The sequence below is a fragment of the Luteibacter aegosomatis genome, from assembly GCF_023078455.1.
In the GTDB taxonomy this organism is placed as follows: Bacteria; Pseudomonadota; Gammaproteobacteria; order Xanthomonadales; family Rhodanobacteraceae; genus Luteibacter; species Luteibacter aegosomatis.
Genome location: NZ_CP095740.1, coordinates 2,370,971 through 2,386,915 on the forward strand (window position 1 = coordinate 2,370,971; position 15,945 = coordinate 2,386,915).

General features: G+C 65.8%; 12 protein-coding genes. 5 read left to right on the forward strand and 7 right to left on the reverse strand.

The annotated features are described in order from the left end of the window. Window positions 1–36 precede the first annotated feature (36 nt). Complete coding sequence (locus tag L2Y94_RS10655; protein WP_247375059.1) at window positions 37–3,543, forward strand: CheR family methyltransferase; 3,507 nt, start codon at window positions 37–39, stop codon at window positions 3,541–3,543. Between the two features lie 24 nt (window positions 3,544–3,567). On the opposite strand, the gene L2Y94_RS10660 is transcribed toward L2Y94_RS10655, so the two are convergent. Then, a complete protein-coding gene (locus tag L2Y94_RS10660) occupies window positions 3,568–4,452 on the reverse strand; it encodes a manganese catalase family protein (protein WP_247375061.1) in 885 nt (294 codons plus the stop codon). A gap of 195 nt (window positions 4,453–4,647) precedes the next feature. On the opposite strand from L2Y94_RS10660, the gene L2Y94_RS10665 reads away from it, so the two are divergent. Then, window positions 4,648–5,841: a zinc-dependent alcohol dehydrogenase gene (locus L2Y94_RS10665; RefSeq protein ID WP_247375062.1), complete on the forward strand. Its 1,194-nt coding sequence runs from the start codon at window positions 4,648–4,650 to the stop codon at window positions 5,839–5,841. Between the two features lie 25 nt (window positions 5,842–5,866). On the opposite strand, the gene L2Y94_RS10670 is transcribed toward L2Y94_RS10665, so the two are convergent. Then, window positions 5,867–6,400, reverse strand: a complete 534-nt coding sequence (locus L2Y94_RS10670) for a DUF4142 domain-containing protein (RefSeq protein ID WP_247375063.1) — start codon at window positions 6,398–6,400, stop codon at window positions 5,867–5,869. Between the two features lie 148 nt (window positions 6,401–6,548). On the opposite strand from L2Y94_RS10670, the gene L2Y94_RS10675 reads away from it, so the two are divergent. Then, window positions 6,549–7,475 carry a M14 family metallopeptidase gene (locus L2Y94_RS10675; protein ID WP_247375065.1) on the forward strand — a complete coding sequence of 309 codons (927 nt, stop codon included), beginning with the start codon at window positions 6,549–6,551 and terminating at the stop codon, window positions 7,473–7,475. Window position 7,476: 1 nt separating this feature from the next. On the opposite strand, the gene L2Y94_RS10680 is transcribed toward L2Y94_RS10675, so the two are convergent. Both L2Y94_RS10680 and L2Y94_RS10685 read right to left on the reverse strand, forming a co-directional pair. Then, entirely contained in the window at window positions 7,477–8,229 is a 753-nt protein-coding gene (locus L2Y94_RS10680) for an alpha/beta hydrolase (protein WP_247375068.1), read from the reverse strand. Beyond that, window positions 8,226–8,831, reverse strand: a complete 606-nt coding sequence (locus tag L2Y94_RS10685; RefSeq protein ID WP_247366415.1) for a uracil-DNA glycosylase family protein — start codon at window positions 8,829–8,831, stop codon at window positions 8,226–8,228. The genes L2Y94_RS10680 and L2Y94_RS10685 overlap by 4 nt, the downstream gene beginning before the upstream one ends. A 42-nt stretch (window positions 8,832–8,873) precedes the next feature. Between L2Y94_RS10685 and L2Y94_RS10690 the strand changes: the two genes are divergently transcribed. Beyond that, the gene (locus L2Y94_RS10690; RefSeq protein WP_247366416.1) at window positions 8,874–10,370 is read left to right on the forward strand and encodes an alpha/beta fold hydrolase; all 1,497 of its coding nucleotides are present in this window, start codon (window positions 8,874–8,876) and stop codon (window positions 10,368–10,370) included. A gap of 19 nt (window positions 10,371–10,389) precedes the next feature. Here the strand turns inward: L2Y94_RS10690 and L2Y94_RS10695 are convergent, their stop codons facing one another. The 3 genes from L2Y94_RS10695 to L2Y94_RS10705 form a co-directional block, all read right to left on the reverse strand. Beyond that, the gene (locus L2Y94_RS10695; protein WP_247366417.1) at window positions 10,390–12,111 is read right to left on the reverse strand and encodes a M1 family metallopeptidase; all 1,722 of its coding nucleotides are present in this window, start codon (window positions 12,109–12,111) and stop codon (window positions 10,390–10,392) included. 123 nt (window positions 12,112–12,234) lie between these two features. Then, a complete protein-coding gene (locus L2Y94_RS10700; protein ID WP_247366418.1) occupies window positions 12,235–13,437 on the reverse strand; it encodes a glycoside hydrolase family 27 protein in 1,203 nt (400 codons plus the stop codon). Window positions 13,438–13,501: 64 nt separating this feature from the next. Further along, window positions 13,502–14,401, reverse strand: coding sequence for a LysR substrate-binding domain-containing protein (locus L2Y94_RS10705; protein WP_247366419.1), 900 nt, complete (start codon window positions 14,399–14,401; stop codon window positions 13,502–13,504). 121 nt (window positions 14,402–14,522) lie between these two features. On the opposite strand from L2Y94_RS10705, the gene L2Y94_RS10710 reads away from it, so the two are divergent. Further along, the gene (locus L2Y94_RS10710; protein WP_247366420.1) at window positions 14,523–15,902 is read left to right on the forward strand and encodes an NAD-dependent succinate-semialdehyde dehydrogenase; all 1,380 of its coding nucleotides are present in this window, start codon (window positions 14,523–14,525) and stop codon (window positions 15,900–15,902) included. The last annotated feature ends 43 nt before the right edge of the window (window positions 15,903–15,945 follow it).

A 15,945-nucleotide genomic window follows, 5' to 3' on the forward strand; every position in this document is an offset into this window, starting at 1 on the left:
CTAACGGGCGTCCCCAAAGCATCATGTCAGGTATTCATGAGCCCAACCCTGTCCTCGGACGATTTCGCAAGCCCCGCGCTTCCCCTGGTCCTGGCGATCGGCACGAGCGGGACCGACGATGCTCAGCTCGCGCAGCTCGTCGCGGCGCTGCCCGCGTCCGACGAACTCGCCGTGGTGCTGGTGCTGCGCAACCGCATGGCATTCAACCTGCCGCGTTTTCGGCAGTTGCTGGGCGAACGTGCCGACCAGCTTCATCCGGCGGTGGACAATGAGCCGTTGTGCGGAAGCCGGTGCTACTTCGTGCCCCCGGACGTCCTGGCCACCCTGGACAACGGCAGGTTCCATCTCGTGGGCACCGGTGGCGTCATGGCGCGTGGAACGATCGATACGCTCTTCGTCTCCATGGCGAAGGACCTCCAGGGCCACGCCATCGGCGCGGTGCTTGGCGACACCGGTGGCGAGGGCACGCTCGGCATCGTCGCCCTGAAGGAGGCCGGCGGCCTTACCCTCGCCGTGACCGGCGACGACCCCGATGATGCGCGATTGGTGCATTCGGGAAGCCCGGCGGCGTTGGCCGACGAGATTCTCGACGTCGAAGCCTTCGCGCGGCGCGTCGCTTCCTACGTGGCGCAGCGCAAGCTGGGTCCCGGGGACGAGGACGATCCCGAACGCCTGAACCAGGTTGCCGTGATCCTGCGTAACCATACGGGTCACGATTTCCATGGCTACAAGCGCGCCACCTTCGCGCGGCGCGTGGAGCGCCGCATGCAAGTGGTGCAGGCGCCCACGCTGGCGGCCTACGTCGACGTGCTGAGGGCGAAGCCGGACGAGGCGCAGCAACTCTTCAACGACCTGCTCATCGGCGTGACGCAGTTCTTCCGTGATACCCGCGAATTCGAATTCCTCGAATCGCATGTGGTTCCCAAGCTTTTCGCGGGCAAGAACCGCAGCGATACCCTGAGGATCTGGGTGCTGGGTTGCTCCACCGGCGAGGAGGCCTATTCGCTGGCGATCCTGCTGCGCGAGTACGCCAGCACGCTCGAAACGCCGCCGCACATCCAGATCTTCGCCAGCGACATCGACGGCCGGGGGCTCGCCGTGGCGCGCGTCGGCCGGTATCCGCCCTCGATCGCCGATGACGTGGGGCCCGGACGCCTCGAGCGCTGGTTCACCAAGGAGGGCGAGACGTATTCGATATCGAAGGAACTTCGCGAGATGTGCGTGTTCTCCCAGCACAGCATCGTGAAGGATCCCCCGTTCTCTCGACTGGATCTTATTTCCTGTCGCAACCTTCTGATCTACCTGGACAACGACCTCCAGGACCAGATCATCCCCGTGTTCCATTTCGCCCTGAAGCCAGGTGGCTACCTGTTCCTGGGCAATTCGGAAAACGTGTCTCGCCATACCCGGCTCTTTGCCCCCGTGGAGCGAAGCTACCGCATCTTCCAGAAGGTGGATGCCGGTACGCGGCTGGCCGGCGAGCTTCGCGTGCCGGAGTCGGCGCCCCAGGCGCCCCCGTATGTGGAGCTTCCACGCGCCCGCGTTCCGAACATGGGCCTCATGAGGCTGGGCGAGCGCATCGCCGAGCGCCATGCGCCCGCCTACGCCATCGTCGACATGAATCACGAGGTGCTGCATTTTTCCGCGCAGGCCGGCCGATACGTCCATCCCGGCGGCGGCACGCCCACGTTGAACCTGCTCAACCTCGTGCATCGCGATCTTCGACTCGACCTGCGGGCGGCGCTTGGTCGCGCCGCGATGGAAGATCGCACCATCCGTCTCGACGGTTTGCCGATGACCGAGGGCGGCGAGCGCCAGCTGGTCGATCTCATCGTCGAACCGACGTCCGCCACGGCGTCGGGTGAGCGTGGTTTCGTCGTGCTGTTCAAGGAAGGGACGCCGGTTGCGCCCCCGGCCGAGACCGCGGATTCGGGCGACGCCCACGAAGAGCGCATACAGGCGTTGGACGCCGAGCTTCGCGTCACGCGCGAGCGCCTCCAGGCGATGATCGAGGAACTGGAAAGCGCCAACGAGGAGCTGAAGGCTTCCAACGAGGAATACCAGTCGCTCAACGAAGAGTTGCAGAGTTCCAACGAGGAGCTGGAAACCTCCAAGGAGGAGCTCCAGTCGGTGAACGAGGAAGTGACCACCGTCAACGGGGAGCTGGCCCATCGCGTGCAGGAGCTCGCCCACGCCAACAGCGACCTGAAAAACCTGCTGGAAAGTACCCGCATCGCCACGGTGTTCCTCGACAACGAGCTGCGCATCACCAACTTCACCCCGGCCGTCGCGGAGATCGTTCCGCTGGTGGAAACCGACATCCATCGACCGATCAGCCACATACGCCTCAAGGTGGCGTACGACGAGCTGCATTACGACGTGCGCAAGGTGATCCGGACCCTGGTGACCGTGGACAGGGAAGTGGAAAACCCCGAAACCCAGGCGCGCTATATCGTTCGCGTGCTGCCGTATCGAAGCGTCGACAACTACATCGGCGGCGCCGTGGTGACGTTCCACGACGTCACCCCGCTATCCCGTGCCGAACGTGCCTTGCGTGAAAGCGAACAACGCCTTCGTACGCTCATGGAAGGCATTCCGCAGTTGGTCTGGCGTGCCGTGGACGGTGGCCAATGGACCTGGTCCAGTCCGCAGTGGTCCGCGTTCACCGGGCAGACGGCAGAAGAAAGCGTCGGCATGGGGTGGCTGGACGCGATCCATCCCGACGATCGCGAGAATACGTCACGTGCGTGGAGCGACGCGGCCGACGCCGGGTTCATCAACATCGAACACCGTATCCGTGCGAAGGACGGCGCGTATCGCTGGTTTCATACGCGCAGCCGGCCGGTGCACGACGAACGGCACCGCATCGTCGAGTGGCTCGGCACGTCCACCGACGTGGACGACCTGCGCACGCTGCAGGAAGAACAGCGGGTGATGGTCTCCGAGTTGCAGCATCGCACCCGCAACCTCATCTCGGTGGTGCAGTCGATCGCCATGCAGACCACCCGGGAGGCCGAATCCGTCGATCTTTTCCGAACGCTGTTCGACGATCGCCTGGGCGCGCTGTCGCGCGTGCAAGGCGTGCTGTCGCAGTCGGAAGCCGATCCGATCACCGTGGGTGACCTGATCTTGCTCGAACTGGATGCGTTGGCGAGCGGCGGAGGCCGGGAGCGGATCCGGCTGGAGGGGCCTGATGTCCGCCTGCGCAAATCCGCGGTGCAGACCCTGTCCCTTGCCTTGCACGAGCTCGCCACCAACGCGCGCAAATATGGCGCACTCGCTGCGGAAGACGGCCACATCTCGGTGACATGGCGGAAGACCGTCGAAGACGGTGAGCAGCGACTCGTGCTGGAGTGGCTGGAGCGTGGCGTCTCGCCCGATGCGTGGTCCGGCAATCGCGGAACCGGTTACGGCCGCACCCTGATCGAACACGCCTTGCCATATACGCTTGGCGCACGTACCGAGTTCCATCTGGATACGGACGGCCTGCGTTGCGTGGTGGATCTTCCGCTCGATCGCCGCGACGCGTCGTCCGGGTCCTGACGACGCGTCGCGGCGCGCGGGGGCCTACTTGGGTGGCGGCTGGCTGCCCAGGTCCGCACCCGTGATGGGGTCGGCGGAAGGATCGGACGCGAGCCGCGTGCCGAATGCCTTCACCGCCTTCTTCTCCGCCGCCGACAGGCCGACCTCGGCATGGCCGTCGCCGCCATCCACCGGCAGGGCGTTCTCGTCGGGAACGATCACTTCCGAAAAGCCGGTGCCTTCACACCACGGTCCCGTGGTGTCGCCTTCGCCACGCGAGGTATTGACGTATACGTCGGCGAAGCGCGGATCGCCCGGCAACTTGCCCGGCGGGAAGCTGCGATCCATGGAATACAGGGCCTTCTCGAACGATTTCTGATGCGAGATCTCGCGGGTCATCAGGAAGGTGAGGGCATCGCGCACGCCGGGATCGGCGGTAACGTTGATGAGCCGCTCGTAGACGATCTTCGCCCGGGCCTCGGCGGCGATGTTGGAACGAAGATCGGCCGTGGGTTCGCCGATGCTGTCGATGTAACCCGCGTTCCACAACTGCCCGCCCGAATTGATCAGCGCCGGTCCGCCGCCATACAGCACCTGCGTGACATGGCTGTCGTTTCCGGCGCCCTGCAAGGCTCGGAACGCTTCGGCCTGCTCATCGATGCCTTCGGCCAGGCGCCCCTTGGCACCGCGATTGAGCATGGCGACGATCGACCCGATGACCTCCAGGTGGGAGAGCTCTTCGGTGGCGATGTCCAGCAGCATGTCCTTGCGGCCCGGATCCTCCTCGGCCAGCGCCTGGGTGAAGTAACGCATGGCCGCGGCGAGTTCGCCTTGCGGGCCGCCGAACTGCTCGAGCATGAGATTGGCGAGCGCCGGATTGCACTCGTCGACGCGCACCGTGTATTGCAGCCGCTTGTTGTGGTTGAACATCGGTCGCTCCTTGTGTGGGGAGCGACCAGTCTGTCGCCGCAAACGTTGCCTGCGGGGGCAGCGCGCGTGACGAGGCCTCCACGGGCGTGAACGGCCATGGCGATTCAGCAACGTGAGTCGGCCTTCGCCGAATGTTGGCACGTGTTTTCCGGGCGGATGGGAACCTCGAACGACGTTCCGTCACGGAGACATCCCTTGAAAGCCATCGTATTCCATGCCCTCGGCGACATCCGTCTCGACGAGGTATCCGAGCCCACCATCGAGAGCGATACCGACGCCGTCGTGCGCCTGACGCGCTCCGCGATCTGCGGGACGGATCTCCATTTCATACGCGGTACCATGGCAGGCGTGGAGCCGGGAACGATCCTCGGACACGAAGGCGTGGGCATCGTCGAATCGCTCGGCGACGGCGTACGAAACTTCAAGGTGGGCGATCGCGTGGTGGTTCCCTCGACGATCGGCTGCGGCTACTGCTCCTATTGCCGCGCGGGCTACTACGCGCAATGCGACAACGCCAATCCGAACGGCCCCGGCACGGCCTTCTACGGCGGCCCGAAGGAGGCCGGCGGCCTGCATGGCATGCAGGCGGAGAAGGTGCGCGTGCCGTTCGCCAACGTGAACCTGGTCAAGCTGCCCGAGGAGGTGAGCGACGACGAAGCCATCCTCATTTCCGATATCTTTCCCACGGGGTACTTCGGTGCCGACATGGCCGGCATCAAGCCGGGCCACACCGTCGCGGTCTTCGGATGCGGGCCGGTGGGGCAGTTCGCCATCGCATCGGCGAAGCTGTTCGGGGCCGGCAGGGTGTTCGCGGTCGACAGGCATGCCGATCGCCTCGACATGGCCAGGGAGCAGGGCGCGGAAACGGTCGATTTCTCCAAGGAGGATCCCGTGGAGACCATCAAGCGTCTTACCGGGGGCATCGGTGCGGATAGCGTGATCGATGCCGTCGGCGTGGATGCCGAGATGCCGCATTCCGGGCCCGCGGAGGCGTCGAAGGCCGCCGGGTCGGCAAAGGACGCATCGCCGTCCGCTCGCGACGAAGGCGACGCGTGGCGTGCCGGCGACGGCCCCGCGCAGGCGCTGACATGGGCCGTGGACGCCGTGGCGAAGGCGGGAACGATATCGATCATCGGCGTCTATCCGCCCAGCGATACGATGTTTCCCATCGGCGCCGCGATGAACAAGAACCTGACCGTGCGCATGGGTAACTGCAACCACCGCAAGTACGTTCCCATGCTGGTCGAGTTGGTCCGTTCCGGGCAGATGGTGCCTACGAAGATCCTTACCCAGCGCGAGCCGATGGGCCATGCGATCGAGGCGTACGAGCGCTTCGATCATCGCCAGCCAGGGTGGATCAAGGTGGAACTGGAGCCGTCGTCGTCCTGACGACGGCTACGTGCGACGCGGCGGTTTACGGAGCGGCGTTGGTCGCCGCTTCCTTGCCAGGCAGCTTCTTCGCCATCTCGAGGTGATGCTTCAGCGTCGGGAGCGTCTCGGTCGCGAAGGCCTTCAGGTCGCTGTCCTCGCCCTGTTTCGATTCCTTCTCGAACAAAGCGACCGCCTTCTGGTGGTCGGCGACCATCTTGGTGGCGAACGCCTGGTCGAAATCGGCGGACTTCAGTTGCCCCAGTCGTTCGATCGCCTTGGAGTCTTCCGCGGACGGGCTGCCGACCGAGGCGCCTTTCTTCGCGGCGATGGCCGTGAGCTTCTCGTTCGCGGCGGTGTGGTCGGTCACCATCTGGCGGCCGAACGACTGCACGTCGCCTGACTTCCCTTGGGTGCTGCCCAGCTTGCCCAGCGCGACTTCGGCTGCGCCCGATGCGCCAGCCATCTGAACGAACTGGGCATCGCCCTGCGAGAGCTGGGTGGATGCGGCCGTTTGGGCGAAGGCCGAGCCGGCGAGAAGCACGGCGCCGAGACCGGAAAGGATGACGTGGCTCTTCATGGGGACCTCACGAGTCATGAAAGGAGGCCTGAGCGTGCGTTCGCTGGCGTCGCGGAAAGGTACCGGACGTGGGACGGCGTCTTCACGAGGGTGAAGATCGTTCGCCGGACCCTTAGAATGGCGTTTTTCGACGCAAGCGAAGCCTGCCATGAATCCAGCCACGTTCGATCGCATCGGTACCCCCGGCCAGCCTTGGGGAGACGCGGAAAGGCGACAGTGGCGCTCCCGGCAGGTCAAGCATCGCGACGTCGCGGCCGACGTGCTCGCGCCAGTCGATGCGCTACGCGACCGCTTCGACGTGGAGGAGTACGGCGCCGCGACGTACGACGGCGTGCGCTATCCGTTCCTGGCGGTACGCAGTCGCGCCTGGCGAGACGATCTCCCCGTGATGGTGGTCACCGGCGGCGTCCACGGTTACGAGACGAGCGGCGTGCTCGGCGCGCTTCAATTCCTGGCGCGACACGGTCGAGACTACGACGGGCGCGCCAACCTGCTGGTGGTGCCGTGCGTCAGTCCGTGGTCCTACGAGCGCATCCATCGCTGGAATCCCGACGCCATCGATCCCAACCGCCATTTCCGTGCCGACAGCCCCGCCGCCGAATCGGCGGCACTGGTTCGCCTGCTTTCGCCGCTGGGCGATCGCGTGCTGATGCATATCGACCTCCACGAGACGACCGACTCGGACGAGACCGAGTTCCGCCCTTCGCTCGCGGCGCGCGACGGCAAGGCGTATGAGCCGGGCGAAATCCCTGACGGTTTCTACCTGGTCGACGACACCGCGAAACCGCAGCCCGCGTTCCAACAAGCCGTGATCGATGCGGTGTCCAGGGTCACCCATATCGCGCCCGCCGATGCGAACGGCATGATCATCGGCTCGCCGGTGGTGGCTCCCGGCGTCATCCGGTATCCGCTGAAGCAGCTCGGGCTCTGCGCTGGCATCACGCCGGCACGCTTCTGCACCACGACCGAGGTCTATCCGGACAGCCCTCGCACGACGCCCCAGGAGTGCAACGATGCGCAGGTAGCCGCCGTGCGCGCCGCCATCGCGTTCGCCCTGGAGCACGGGGACGACTGAGTCAATCGGATGTCCGGTGCACGGCCGCGAATACCTTCGCGGCAAGCGGTGTCCATGACGTCCATTCGTGGATGCCCGATCCGGTGACGATGTGCTCTCGCGGCACCGCCGGCGCGAGCAAGGGCATGTTGGGTGCGAACGTGTCGCGGTCGCCGTAGGCCAGCCACACGCGTGGGTCGCCGCCGGGCCGGGATGCCCGCGCCTTTGCCCGTCGCCATATCTGTGCCTGCCAGTTGCCGGGGCCGGGCGTCGCGGGCGCCGGCGCCGTCCATCGTGCCAGCCCTCCGGCCGAGCGGATCTCCGCGAGCATCGAATCCTCGCCGAGGAATGGCGCGAGCAAAACGATGCCCTCGACCTGGTCGGGCCACGCCGTGTCGTAGAGCAGGGCGCCCATGCCGCCCAGCGAGGCGCCGACGAGCCATACGTGGCGGTATCCCTTGCCCTTGGCGGACGACACGATATCGTGAAGCGCGGGAAGCATGCGGCTGTTCTTGTAATAGCCGATGGTCATTTCGACCAGCAGCACGTCCGCGTCGGGCCACGCATCGTGAACCGCCGTACCGATGCCGCCGGCCTCCAGCGAAGCGAGGTTGTCGGCAATGCCCGGAAGCACGATCACGAGGGTACGGGCCGATGCGGCGCCCGGCAGCATCTTCATGGCGGGTGGCCCCGACGTATCGCGTATCGGATAGCAGCCCGTGAGCATGCCCAGGGCAATCAGGAGCGTCCAGCGAGACAGCGTGGGCATTCTCATCGGATACGTTTTCCGCCTGCGTCGGTGGAGAGTATGTCGGCCACGCGTGCACGCAGCACGGGCAGCAGCGCTTCATCGAACCAGGGATGGCGCTTGAACCACGCGAGGTTGCGTGGACTGGGATGGGGAAGGGCGACCGCCGTGGGCCACGTCTCCTGCCAGCGGCTCACGGCTTCGGTCACCGACTTGCCCTGGCCGGGAAGGTGGTAGGCGATCGCGTACTGGCCCAGCACGATCGTCAGCTCCACCCGCTTGAGGCGGGCCAGCAACGGCGCCCGCCAGGTGGCGGCGCATTCGGGCCGGGGAGGGAGATCCCCCGAGGGCCCGGTGCCGGGGAAGCAGAAACCCATGGGCACGATGGCGAACCTGCGTTCGTCGTAGAAGAGGTCACGCGACACGCCGAGCCAGTCGCGCAGGCGGTTGCCGCTGGCGTCGTTGAAAGGCAGGCCCGTCTCGTGCACTTTCCTCCCCGGCGCCTGCCCGACGATGAGGATGCGCGAGGAAGCGTGAGCCTGCACCACGGGGCGAGGTCCCAACGGCAGGTACTTCGCGCAGATCGTGCAGGCGCGGATGTCTTCGAGCAGTACCGGCAGGGAGGCCATGGGCGACAGTATAATCGTGCGGCCCCTCCGGAGGTTCACGCCATGCGCTCGATCGTTCGCACGCTGTGGTTAGCCCTGTATTTCCTCTTGCCGGCCGTCGTATTCGCGCAACGCAGGCCGAACGACATCGTGGTCGAACGAGGCACGATCCATGACGAGAGCGGTCGCACGGTACCTTATGAGATCGGTACGCTCTACGTGCCGGAAAACCGCGGGAAGCCCGACAGTCGCCTCATAGGCGTCGGGTTCGCGCGCATCCGCTCACCACATCCCACGGGAGCGCCTCCGGTTTTCTGGTTGCCCGGTGGCCCCGGGCTCAGCGTCCTGGGCGCGTTCACCGAGAATGACCGGGGCAAGTTGCGTACCTGGCTGTCGCTCAGCGAGGTGGCCGACGTGGTGGTACTCGAACAGCGCGGCTATACCGAACGCGGCGAGAAGCTTCTCGGCAAGCGTCCGGCCTATCCATTGGACAAACCCGGCTCCGTCACCGCCGACGTGGCCCAGATGCGTGCGCTTGCCGCGGCGGCCGTCGCCGCGCATCCGGGAAAGGATCTCTCCGGCTACGACATCGGCGAATTCGCCGCCGACGTCGATTCGCTGCGTGTGGCGCTCGGCTACGACAAGGTAACGTTGTTCGGCGGCAGCTTCGGATCGCAGTGGAGCCTTGCCGTGATGCGGCTGCATCCGCGGATCGTCGCGCGCGCCGTGCTGTCGTCGGTGGAGCCGCTCGATGGCGGCTACGACATGCCCTCGCAGGTCTACGCGTCGCTGCAACGCATGGCTTACGACGCCGATCGAGACCCCGGCCTGAAGCCCTACCTGCCGACGGGTGGCGTGATGGGAGCGATCGCCGCATTGCACGACCGATTCGCCAAGGGACCGGTAAGCGTCACGGTAAAGGGCGAGGACGGCACGGTGCGGAACGTGGTGCTGGGCGCGGAAGACCTGCAACGGGCCCTGCTGTCGCACACGCAGGATGGCGGGCAGGACGGCGAACGCTGGCCGAGGTTCATCCTGTCGCTCTATCACGGCCATTACGAGGAATGGGCGAAGGACACGATCGAAGACCGGCGGGCCGGCGACGTCATCCTGATCGGCCCGCTGGCGGACAGCAGCCTCGGCGTGACCGCCGCACGCGAACTGCAACTGCGTAGCGATCCCGCCGTGGCCATGCTGGGTACCTGGAACTTCGCATCCAACATCGCCTCGGCGCCGGCGTGGCCGACTCGCGACATGGGCGACGCGGTGCGCGAACCGATTCCCAATGACATCCCCGTGGTCTTCATCCACGGGGACTGGGACACGTCGACGCCTATCGACAATACGCTTGGCCTCTTGCCGTACTTTCGCAACGGCCACGCGATCGTCGTGCATCGCGGTGCCCACAACGGCGCCATGTACCAGATCAGGAACGAGCCCAGGGCGACGCGGGCGGTCTATGACTTCCTGAAGACGGGAGCAACCCAGGACCTGCCCGTGGCGGTGGTATTGCCCGTGCCGAAGTTCGCCGTACCGGACTTTCCGCCACCCGGTGGATAGCCGGGTGGACGGGCAGGGATCAGGAAGACGTCTTCGCCTTGCGCTTCGCCTTGGCGTACGCCCGATACGCCTCGATCCCCGCGTCCTGGCGCAGCAGTTTCGATTCCGGATCGATCGAGTACATCGCGCCGTCGGGCAAGGTGACCTCGCCATGGCCGTCGGTCATCGGCAGGGTCACCACGTGGTCGCCCACCTGCACGTCCACCGGTAGCGGGAAGGGACCGTCGCCGGACACTTTCCAGCTCAGGCGCAGCACCTGGCCGTCGCGCGCCACCTGCAGGTCGGGCAGCTTGGCTTGGTAAAGGTAAACGTCGAAGAACCAGTCCATCTTCTTGCCGGTGACCTTGTCGACGATGTCGATGAAGTCCCGCGTGGTGGCGTAGCGCGGCGAGAAGTTGCCCGGCACCGGGTGTTCGGTGCCGTAGACCAGCAGGCGCACCGAGCGGTAGAAGGCATCGTCGCCGATGGTGTTGCGCAGGGTGTGCAGCATGAGCGCACCCTTGTTGTAGATGTCCTGGCCCGGACCGTCGCGGTCGTCGTTATAGACGTCTTCCTCGCGCCGCGGCTTGCCCGAGACGATGGGATGGCGATTGCCGATCAGCGTGCGCAGGTGCATGAGGGTGGAGAAATACGCCTGCTTGCCGCCTAGCGCGCCCGCGTACAGCGGCTGCATGTAGGTGGCGAAGGACTCATGCAGCCACATGTCGTCCCAGTTGGCGTTGGTCATCTGGTTGCCGAACCACTCGTGCGAGAGTTCGTGCTGGAGCAGGTCGTCGTAGCCGTAGGGGATCTTCGCGTAGTCGTTGCCGTAGGCGTTGATCGTCTGGTGTTCCATGCCCAGGAACGGTGTCTCTGCCACGCCCATCTTTTCCGCGCCGAACGGATAGGGGCCGATGGTGCCTTCGAGGAAATCGAGCATCGAGGGGAACTCCGCGAACAGGGCCCGGGCCTTGGTCTCGTCGTCCACGTACCAGTAGTGCATCGGATAGCTGTTGCCGAAGCGGCTCTTGTACGTCGCCGTGAGTTCGCGATACGGTGCGACGTTCAACGAGATGCCGTAGGTGCTGACTTCGTGCGCACGCCAATGATAGGTGCGCATGCCGTCCTTTTCTTCCATGCCCACGGCCACGCCGTTGCCGACGGCCACCAGCGGCGCCGGCACGGTGACGTGTTCGTCGACGAGCGCCGGCCGGCCGGTGGGATGATCGATGCACGGCCAGAACAGGTCGCAGCCTTCGCCTTCCACCGCCGTGGCGATCCATGGCTGTCCGCTCGGCGTGGTCGACCAGACCATGCCGCCGTCCCAAGGGGCGTGCACCGCCGTATGCGGTCGGCCGTGATAGATCACGCGGACCGTCGTGCGGGCACCCGCATCGAGCGGGTGGGGCAGGTCGATCTCGAGGTGCCCGTCGGTATTGCGATACGCCGACCGGGAGAGCCGCGTGCCGTCGACGTCCGCCGAGTCGACGGGAAGGTTTCGATCCAGGTCGAGCACCACGCGCCGAAGCGGCGACTTCAGCAGGAACGTGAGTGTCGCGTCGCCTTCGATGCGACGTGCGTCCGGATCCACGCGGAAGTGAAGGTCGGCGTGCTCAAACCTCACCGCCAGTTGTTCCGGCACGCGCGGGCCGCCCGAGTTGGCCGTGTAATCGGTCAGCGGCGGCGGTGCCGGTGGCGCGGAGGGAGAGCAGGCGCAAAGGCCGAAAGCAAGGCAGGCACCTGCCAGGAGGGTATGACGCATGATCGGGCGGTCCTTGGGGACGTGCGGGAGGTCACGGCCTTCGACGCGTGCATCCTGCACTGTCGGGCCTGGCTAACCGCCGGAACATAGGGGCCACCGGATGGGCGACGCATGTGCCGATAGTCAGCCCGGGTAGACGCGGAACACGGCGACGCCATGGCGGGGAATGACGGGGGCCAACGGTTTGCCGGGGTCCACGTCGGCGTGATGCCAGAGATCCCGTACCTTCGTCGGCGCCGAGAAGTGCGTGCCGAGTTCGTTCCATGCCACGTGGGCCGTCGCGGACGCTTCGCCTCGGTTGAAGAGTCCGACCACCATCGAACCATCGCCCATCTCGCGTACAAGGATGTCGATCGAACCCTCCTGCCGCAGGCGCTTCGCGGGACGCCCGGCCGGATCCTGGTCGACGGCGATGAGCTCGCGGTTGAGAAGGATGTCCCGCGTGGCCGCATCCATCGTGCGCAGGTCATTGCCTGCCAGCAACGGTGCCGGAAGCATCGACCACAGGCTCATCTGGGTTCGGTATTCGTCGTCGGTCATGCCGCCGTTACCGATCTCCAGCATGTCGGGATCGTTCCAGTGGCCGGGGCCCGACCAGGTGGCCAGGTCGAGTTGGCGAAAGCCACGGTCGATCATCGAATCCCAGCGATCGCTGATGTCCGGCGTGGTACGCCACAGGCTGGCCCCCGTTTTCGGTCCCCACCTCCAGATGTCGAACTCACCCGACTGCGACAGGCTGTAGACGATCGGGTGCCCGGCGTCGCGCAGGGCCGCGCCCATGCGCCTGAACAGGGCTTCCTGGTTCGCCTGGGTCACCGGGTATTGATCCCGCGCGCCGCAATAGTCGTACTTGAGGAAGTCCACGCCCCATGCGGCGTAGGTGCGCGCGTCCTGCTTCTCGTGGCCGAAGCTGCCGGCGAAACCGGCGCACGTCTTCGCGCCGGGGGAGGAATAGAGGCCGAATTTCAGGCCCTTGGCATGGACGTAATCGGCCAGGGCCTTCATGTCGCCGAACTTGGCATTCGGCTGGATGTTGCCGTCGGCGTCGCGCTCGCCTTCCCATGTATCGTCGACGTTGACGTACACGTAGCCGGCCTCGCGCATGCCGTTGGCCGCCATCGCGTCGGCCATGCCACGCACGTCGGCCGCCGTCACCTTTCCCGCGAAATGGTTCCAGCTGTTCCAGCCCATCGGCGGAAGGGCGGCGAGGCCGCTGGTGGGAACAGGCTGCTCGAAAGGCACGGAGCGGCCGTCGCCATTCGCGGCGTGGCCGGCGATCGGCAGCGCGAGGCAGGCCAGCCAAACGAGGCGATGGAAAGATGGCATGGGTGTTCCCTGGGGCGTGACAGGTCGAAAACTGTAGCGGAAGCCCTTGCGACGAACCACTTTCTCAACTTGCCCCGGGTGTCGCCTGAATCCCTTGCGGAGCGCTCAGCGCATCGCGCAGTTCCCGCAAACCGGCCCGATGACGCCGCCCCGTTGGCACGACGAGGTAATACGTTTCCGTACCCTGGTCGACGCGTACGTCGAACGGCGCGATAAGCCGTTCCGTGGCCAGTTCGTCGGCAACGAGGATCTCCTGTGCCACGACGACGCCGAGGCCCTGTTGCGCGGCCTCGTAGGCGAGCGTGGAACTTTCGAACGTGCGTTTTCTCGCCATCGTCCCCGGGGCGAACCCGGCCGCCTCGCACCACCGGTTCCAATCGTCGGGACGCGACGTGACCTCCAGGAGGGTTTGCCCCGCCAGCCAGACCTCGTCGATCGGGCGGCTCTTCTGGATGAGCTGAGGCGAGCAAACCGCGACCAGTACGTTGGCGACGAGGGGCATGGCCTCGTAGCCCGGCCAATGGCCGCCGCCCAGCCGGACGGCGGCGTCGCAGTCGATGCTGTCGTTCCACTCGGACGACGTGGTCAGGCGGACGTCGATCCGCGGATGCGTGACCTGGAACCGGCTGAGCCTGGGGATGAGCCAACGCGTGGCGAAGGTCGTATGCGAATGAAGCCGGACGACCGGACGGAGTTCGTCGCCCTGCACGTGGCGCGTGGCCTGGCGGATGCCGTCGACGTGGATGCTGATGCGTTGGAAATACGCGGCACCGGTGGGCGTCAGTGCGAGGCCGCGTCCCTGCTTCTCGAAGAGATTCGTTTCGAAAAACTCGTCCAGCGTCTTCAGCTGTCGGCTGATGGCACCGGACGTCACGAACAGTTTCTCGGCCGCCGACGCGACCGAGCCCGTGCGGGCGACGGCCTCGAAGGCGATCAGGGCGTTCAGGGGCGGAAGCGAGCGCATGACAGTTTCCGAAAGCTCAACGATTGAGGAAAATTAATCGATAGTCCTGGCGCCGTCCACTCGGGAAACTTGCCTCAAGCCGCTTACGGGCGGCCCCCACTGCCCCCCGAGGACAACGAACATGATCAAGGTCTATAACCCGGCCGACGGCAGCGTCGTCGGCGAAGCTCCCGAAATGACCACGGCCGAGGTTCTGGCCGCCATCGATCGCACCTGCGATGCCTTCCCGGCCTGGGCGGGCTTGCTGGCGAAAGAGCGTGGCGCCCGGCTGCGGCGGTGGTTCGAGATGGTCAGCGCGGATCGCCGCGACTTCGCCGAACTGATGGTCAAGGAAAACGGCAAGTGCATGAGTGAGGCGCTGGGCGAGGTCGCCTACGGCCTGGGCTTCATCGAGTGGTATGCCGAGGAAGCCAAGCGTGTCTACGGCGACACCATTCCGACGCACGCCCCCAACGCCTCGGTGATTGTCACTAAGGAGCCGGTCGGCCCGACGGCCGCCATCACGCCCTGGAATTTCCCCTTCATGATGATCGCGCGGAAGATCGCAACGGCGCTCGCCGCCGGCTGCACGATGATCATCAAGCCGTCGGAAGAGACCCCGCTCACCGCCTACAAGCTCCTCGACTACGCCCGCAAGGCGGGGATTCCGGAAGGCGTCTTCGAGATGGTGACCGGCGATCCGAAGACGATCGGCGAGGCTTTCACCGCCGATGACCGCATCCAGAAGATTTCCTTCACCGGCTCGACCAACGTCGGCAGGATCCTTGCCCGCCACAGCGCCGCCACGCTGAAGAAGATGACCATGGAGCTGGGTGGCAACGCGCCGTTCATCGTCTTCGACGACGTCGACGTCGATGAGGCCGTGGCCGGGCTCGTGGCCGCCAAGCTGCGCAACTCCGGCCAGGTGTGCATTTCGCCGAACCGGATCTACGTGCAGGACGCCATCTACGACGTGTTCGCCGAGAAGCTGAAGGTGGCCGTGGAGCGCATCCGCGTCGACCAGGGCTTGCAGGAGGAGTTCGTCGTCGGACCGTTGATCAACCAGTCCGCGGTGAACAAGGTCGAGGCGCTCGTGGCGGACGCGGTCACACACGGTGCGAAGGTGCTCTCCGGCGGCGAACTGGCGCGGAAGAACTCGCTGTTCTACAGGCCGACCATCCTGGTCGAGGTGCCGGACGATGCGCAGATCCGCACCACGGAAATCTTCGGGCCCGTGTTCCCGCTCTACCGTTTCACCACCGAGGACGAAGTGACCCGGCGCGCGAACGACACCGAGTATGGCCTCGTCGCCTACGCCTTCACCCCGAACCTCGGCACGGCCTTCCGCATGTCGCGCAACATCAAGTCGGGCATGGTGGTGATCAACAGCGGTTCGGTGGGTACCGAATCGGTACCGTTCGGCGGCGTGAAGCAGTCCGGCTACGGTCGCGAGGGAAGCTACTACGGCATCCAGGAATACGTGAGCGTGAAATACACGCTGATGGCCGGCCTGGATAAATGAGCCGATAGCCTCGGCTTCCGTGCCGCCGCCGTGGTGACCCGCG

Bases quoted from the DNA above. Each gene is read 5' to 3' on its own strand.
- L2Y94_RS10655 (WP_247375059.1), top strand. From the start codon at position 37: ATGAGCCCAACCCTGTCCTCGGACGATTTCGCAAGCCCCGCGCTTCCC.
- L2Y94_RS10660 (WP_247375061.1), bottom strand. From the start codon at position 4,452: ATGTTCAACCACAACAAGCGGCTGCAATACACGGTGCGCGTCGACGAG.
- L2Y94_RS10670 (WP_247375063.1), bottom strand. From the start codon at position 6,400: ATGAAGAGCCACGTCATCCTTTCCGGTCTCGGCGCCGTGCTTCTCGCC.
- L2Y94_RS10675 (WP_247375065.1), top strand. From the start codon at position 6,549: ATGAATCCAGCCACGTTCGATCGCATCGGTACCCCCGGCCAGCCTTGG.
- L2Y94_RS10680 (WP_247375068.1), bottom strand. From the start codon at position 8,229: ATGAGAATGCCCACGCTGTCTCGCTGGACGCTCCTGATTGCCCTGGGC.
- L2Y94_RS10685 (WP_247366415.1), bottom strand. From the start codon at position 8,831: ATGGCCTCCCTGCCGGTACTGCTCGAAGACATCCGCGCCTGCACGATC.
- L2Y94_RS10690 (WP_247366416.1), top strand. From the start codon at position 8,874: ATGCGCTCGATCGTTCGCACGCTGTGGTTAGCCCTGTATTTCCTCTTG.
- L2Y94_RS10695 (WP_247366417.1), bottom strand. From the start codon at position 12,111: ATGCGTCATACCCTCCTGGCAGGTGCCTGCCTTGCTTTCGGCCTTTGC.
- L2Y94_RS10700 (WP_247366418.1), bottom strand. From the start codon at position 13,437: ATGCCATCTTTCCATCGCCTCGTTTGGCTGGCCTGCCTCGCGCTGCCG.
- L2Y94_RS10705 (WP_247366419.1), bottom strand. From the start codon at position 14,401: ATGCGCTCGCTTCCGCCCCTGAACGCCCTGATCGCCTTCGAGGCCGTC.
- L2Y94_RS10710 (WP_247366420.1), top strand. From the start codon at position 14,523: ATGATCAAGGTCTATAACCCGGCCGACGGCAGCGTCGTCGGCGAAGCT.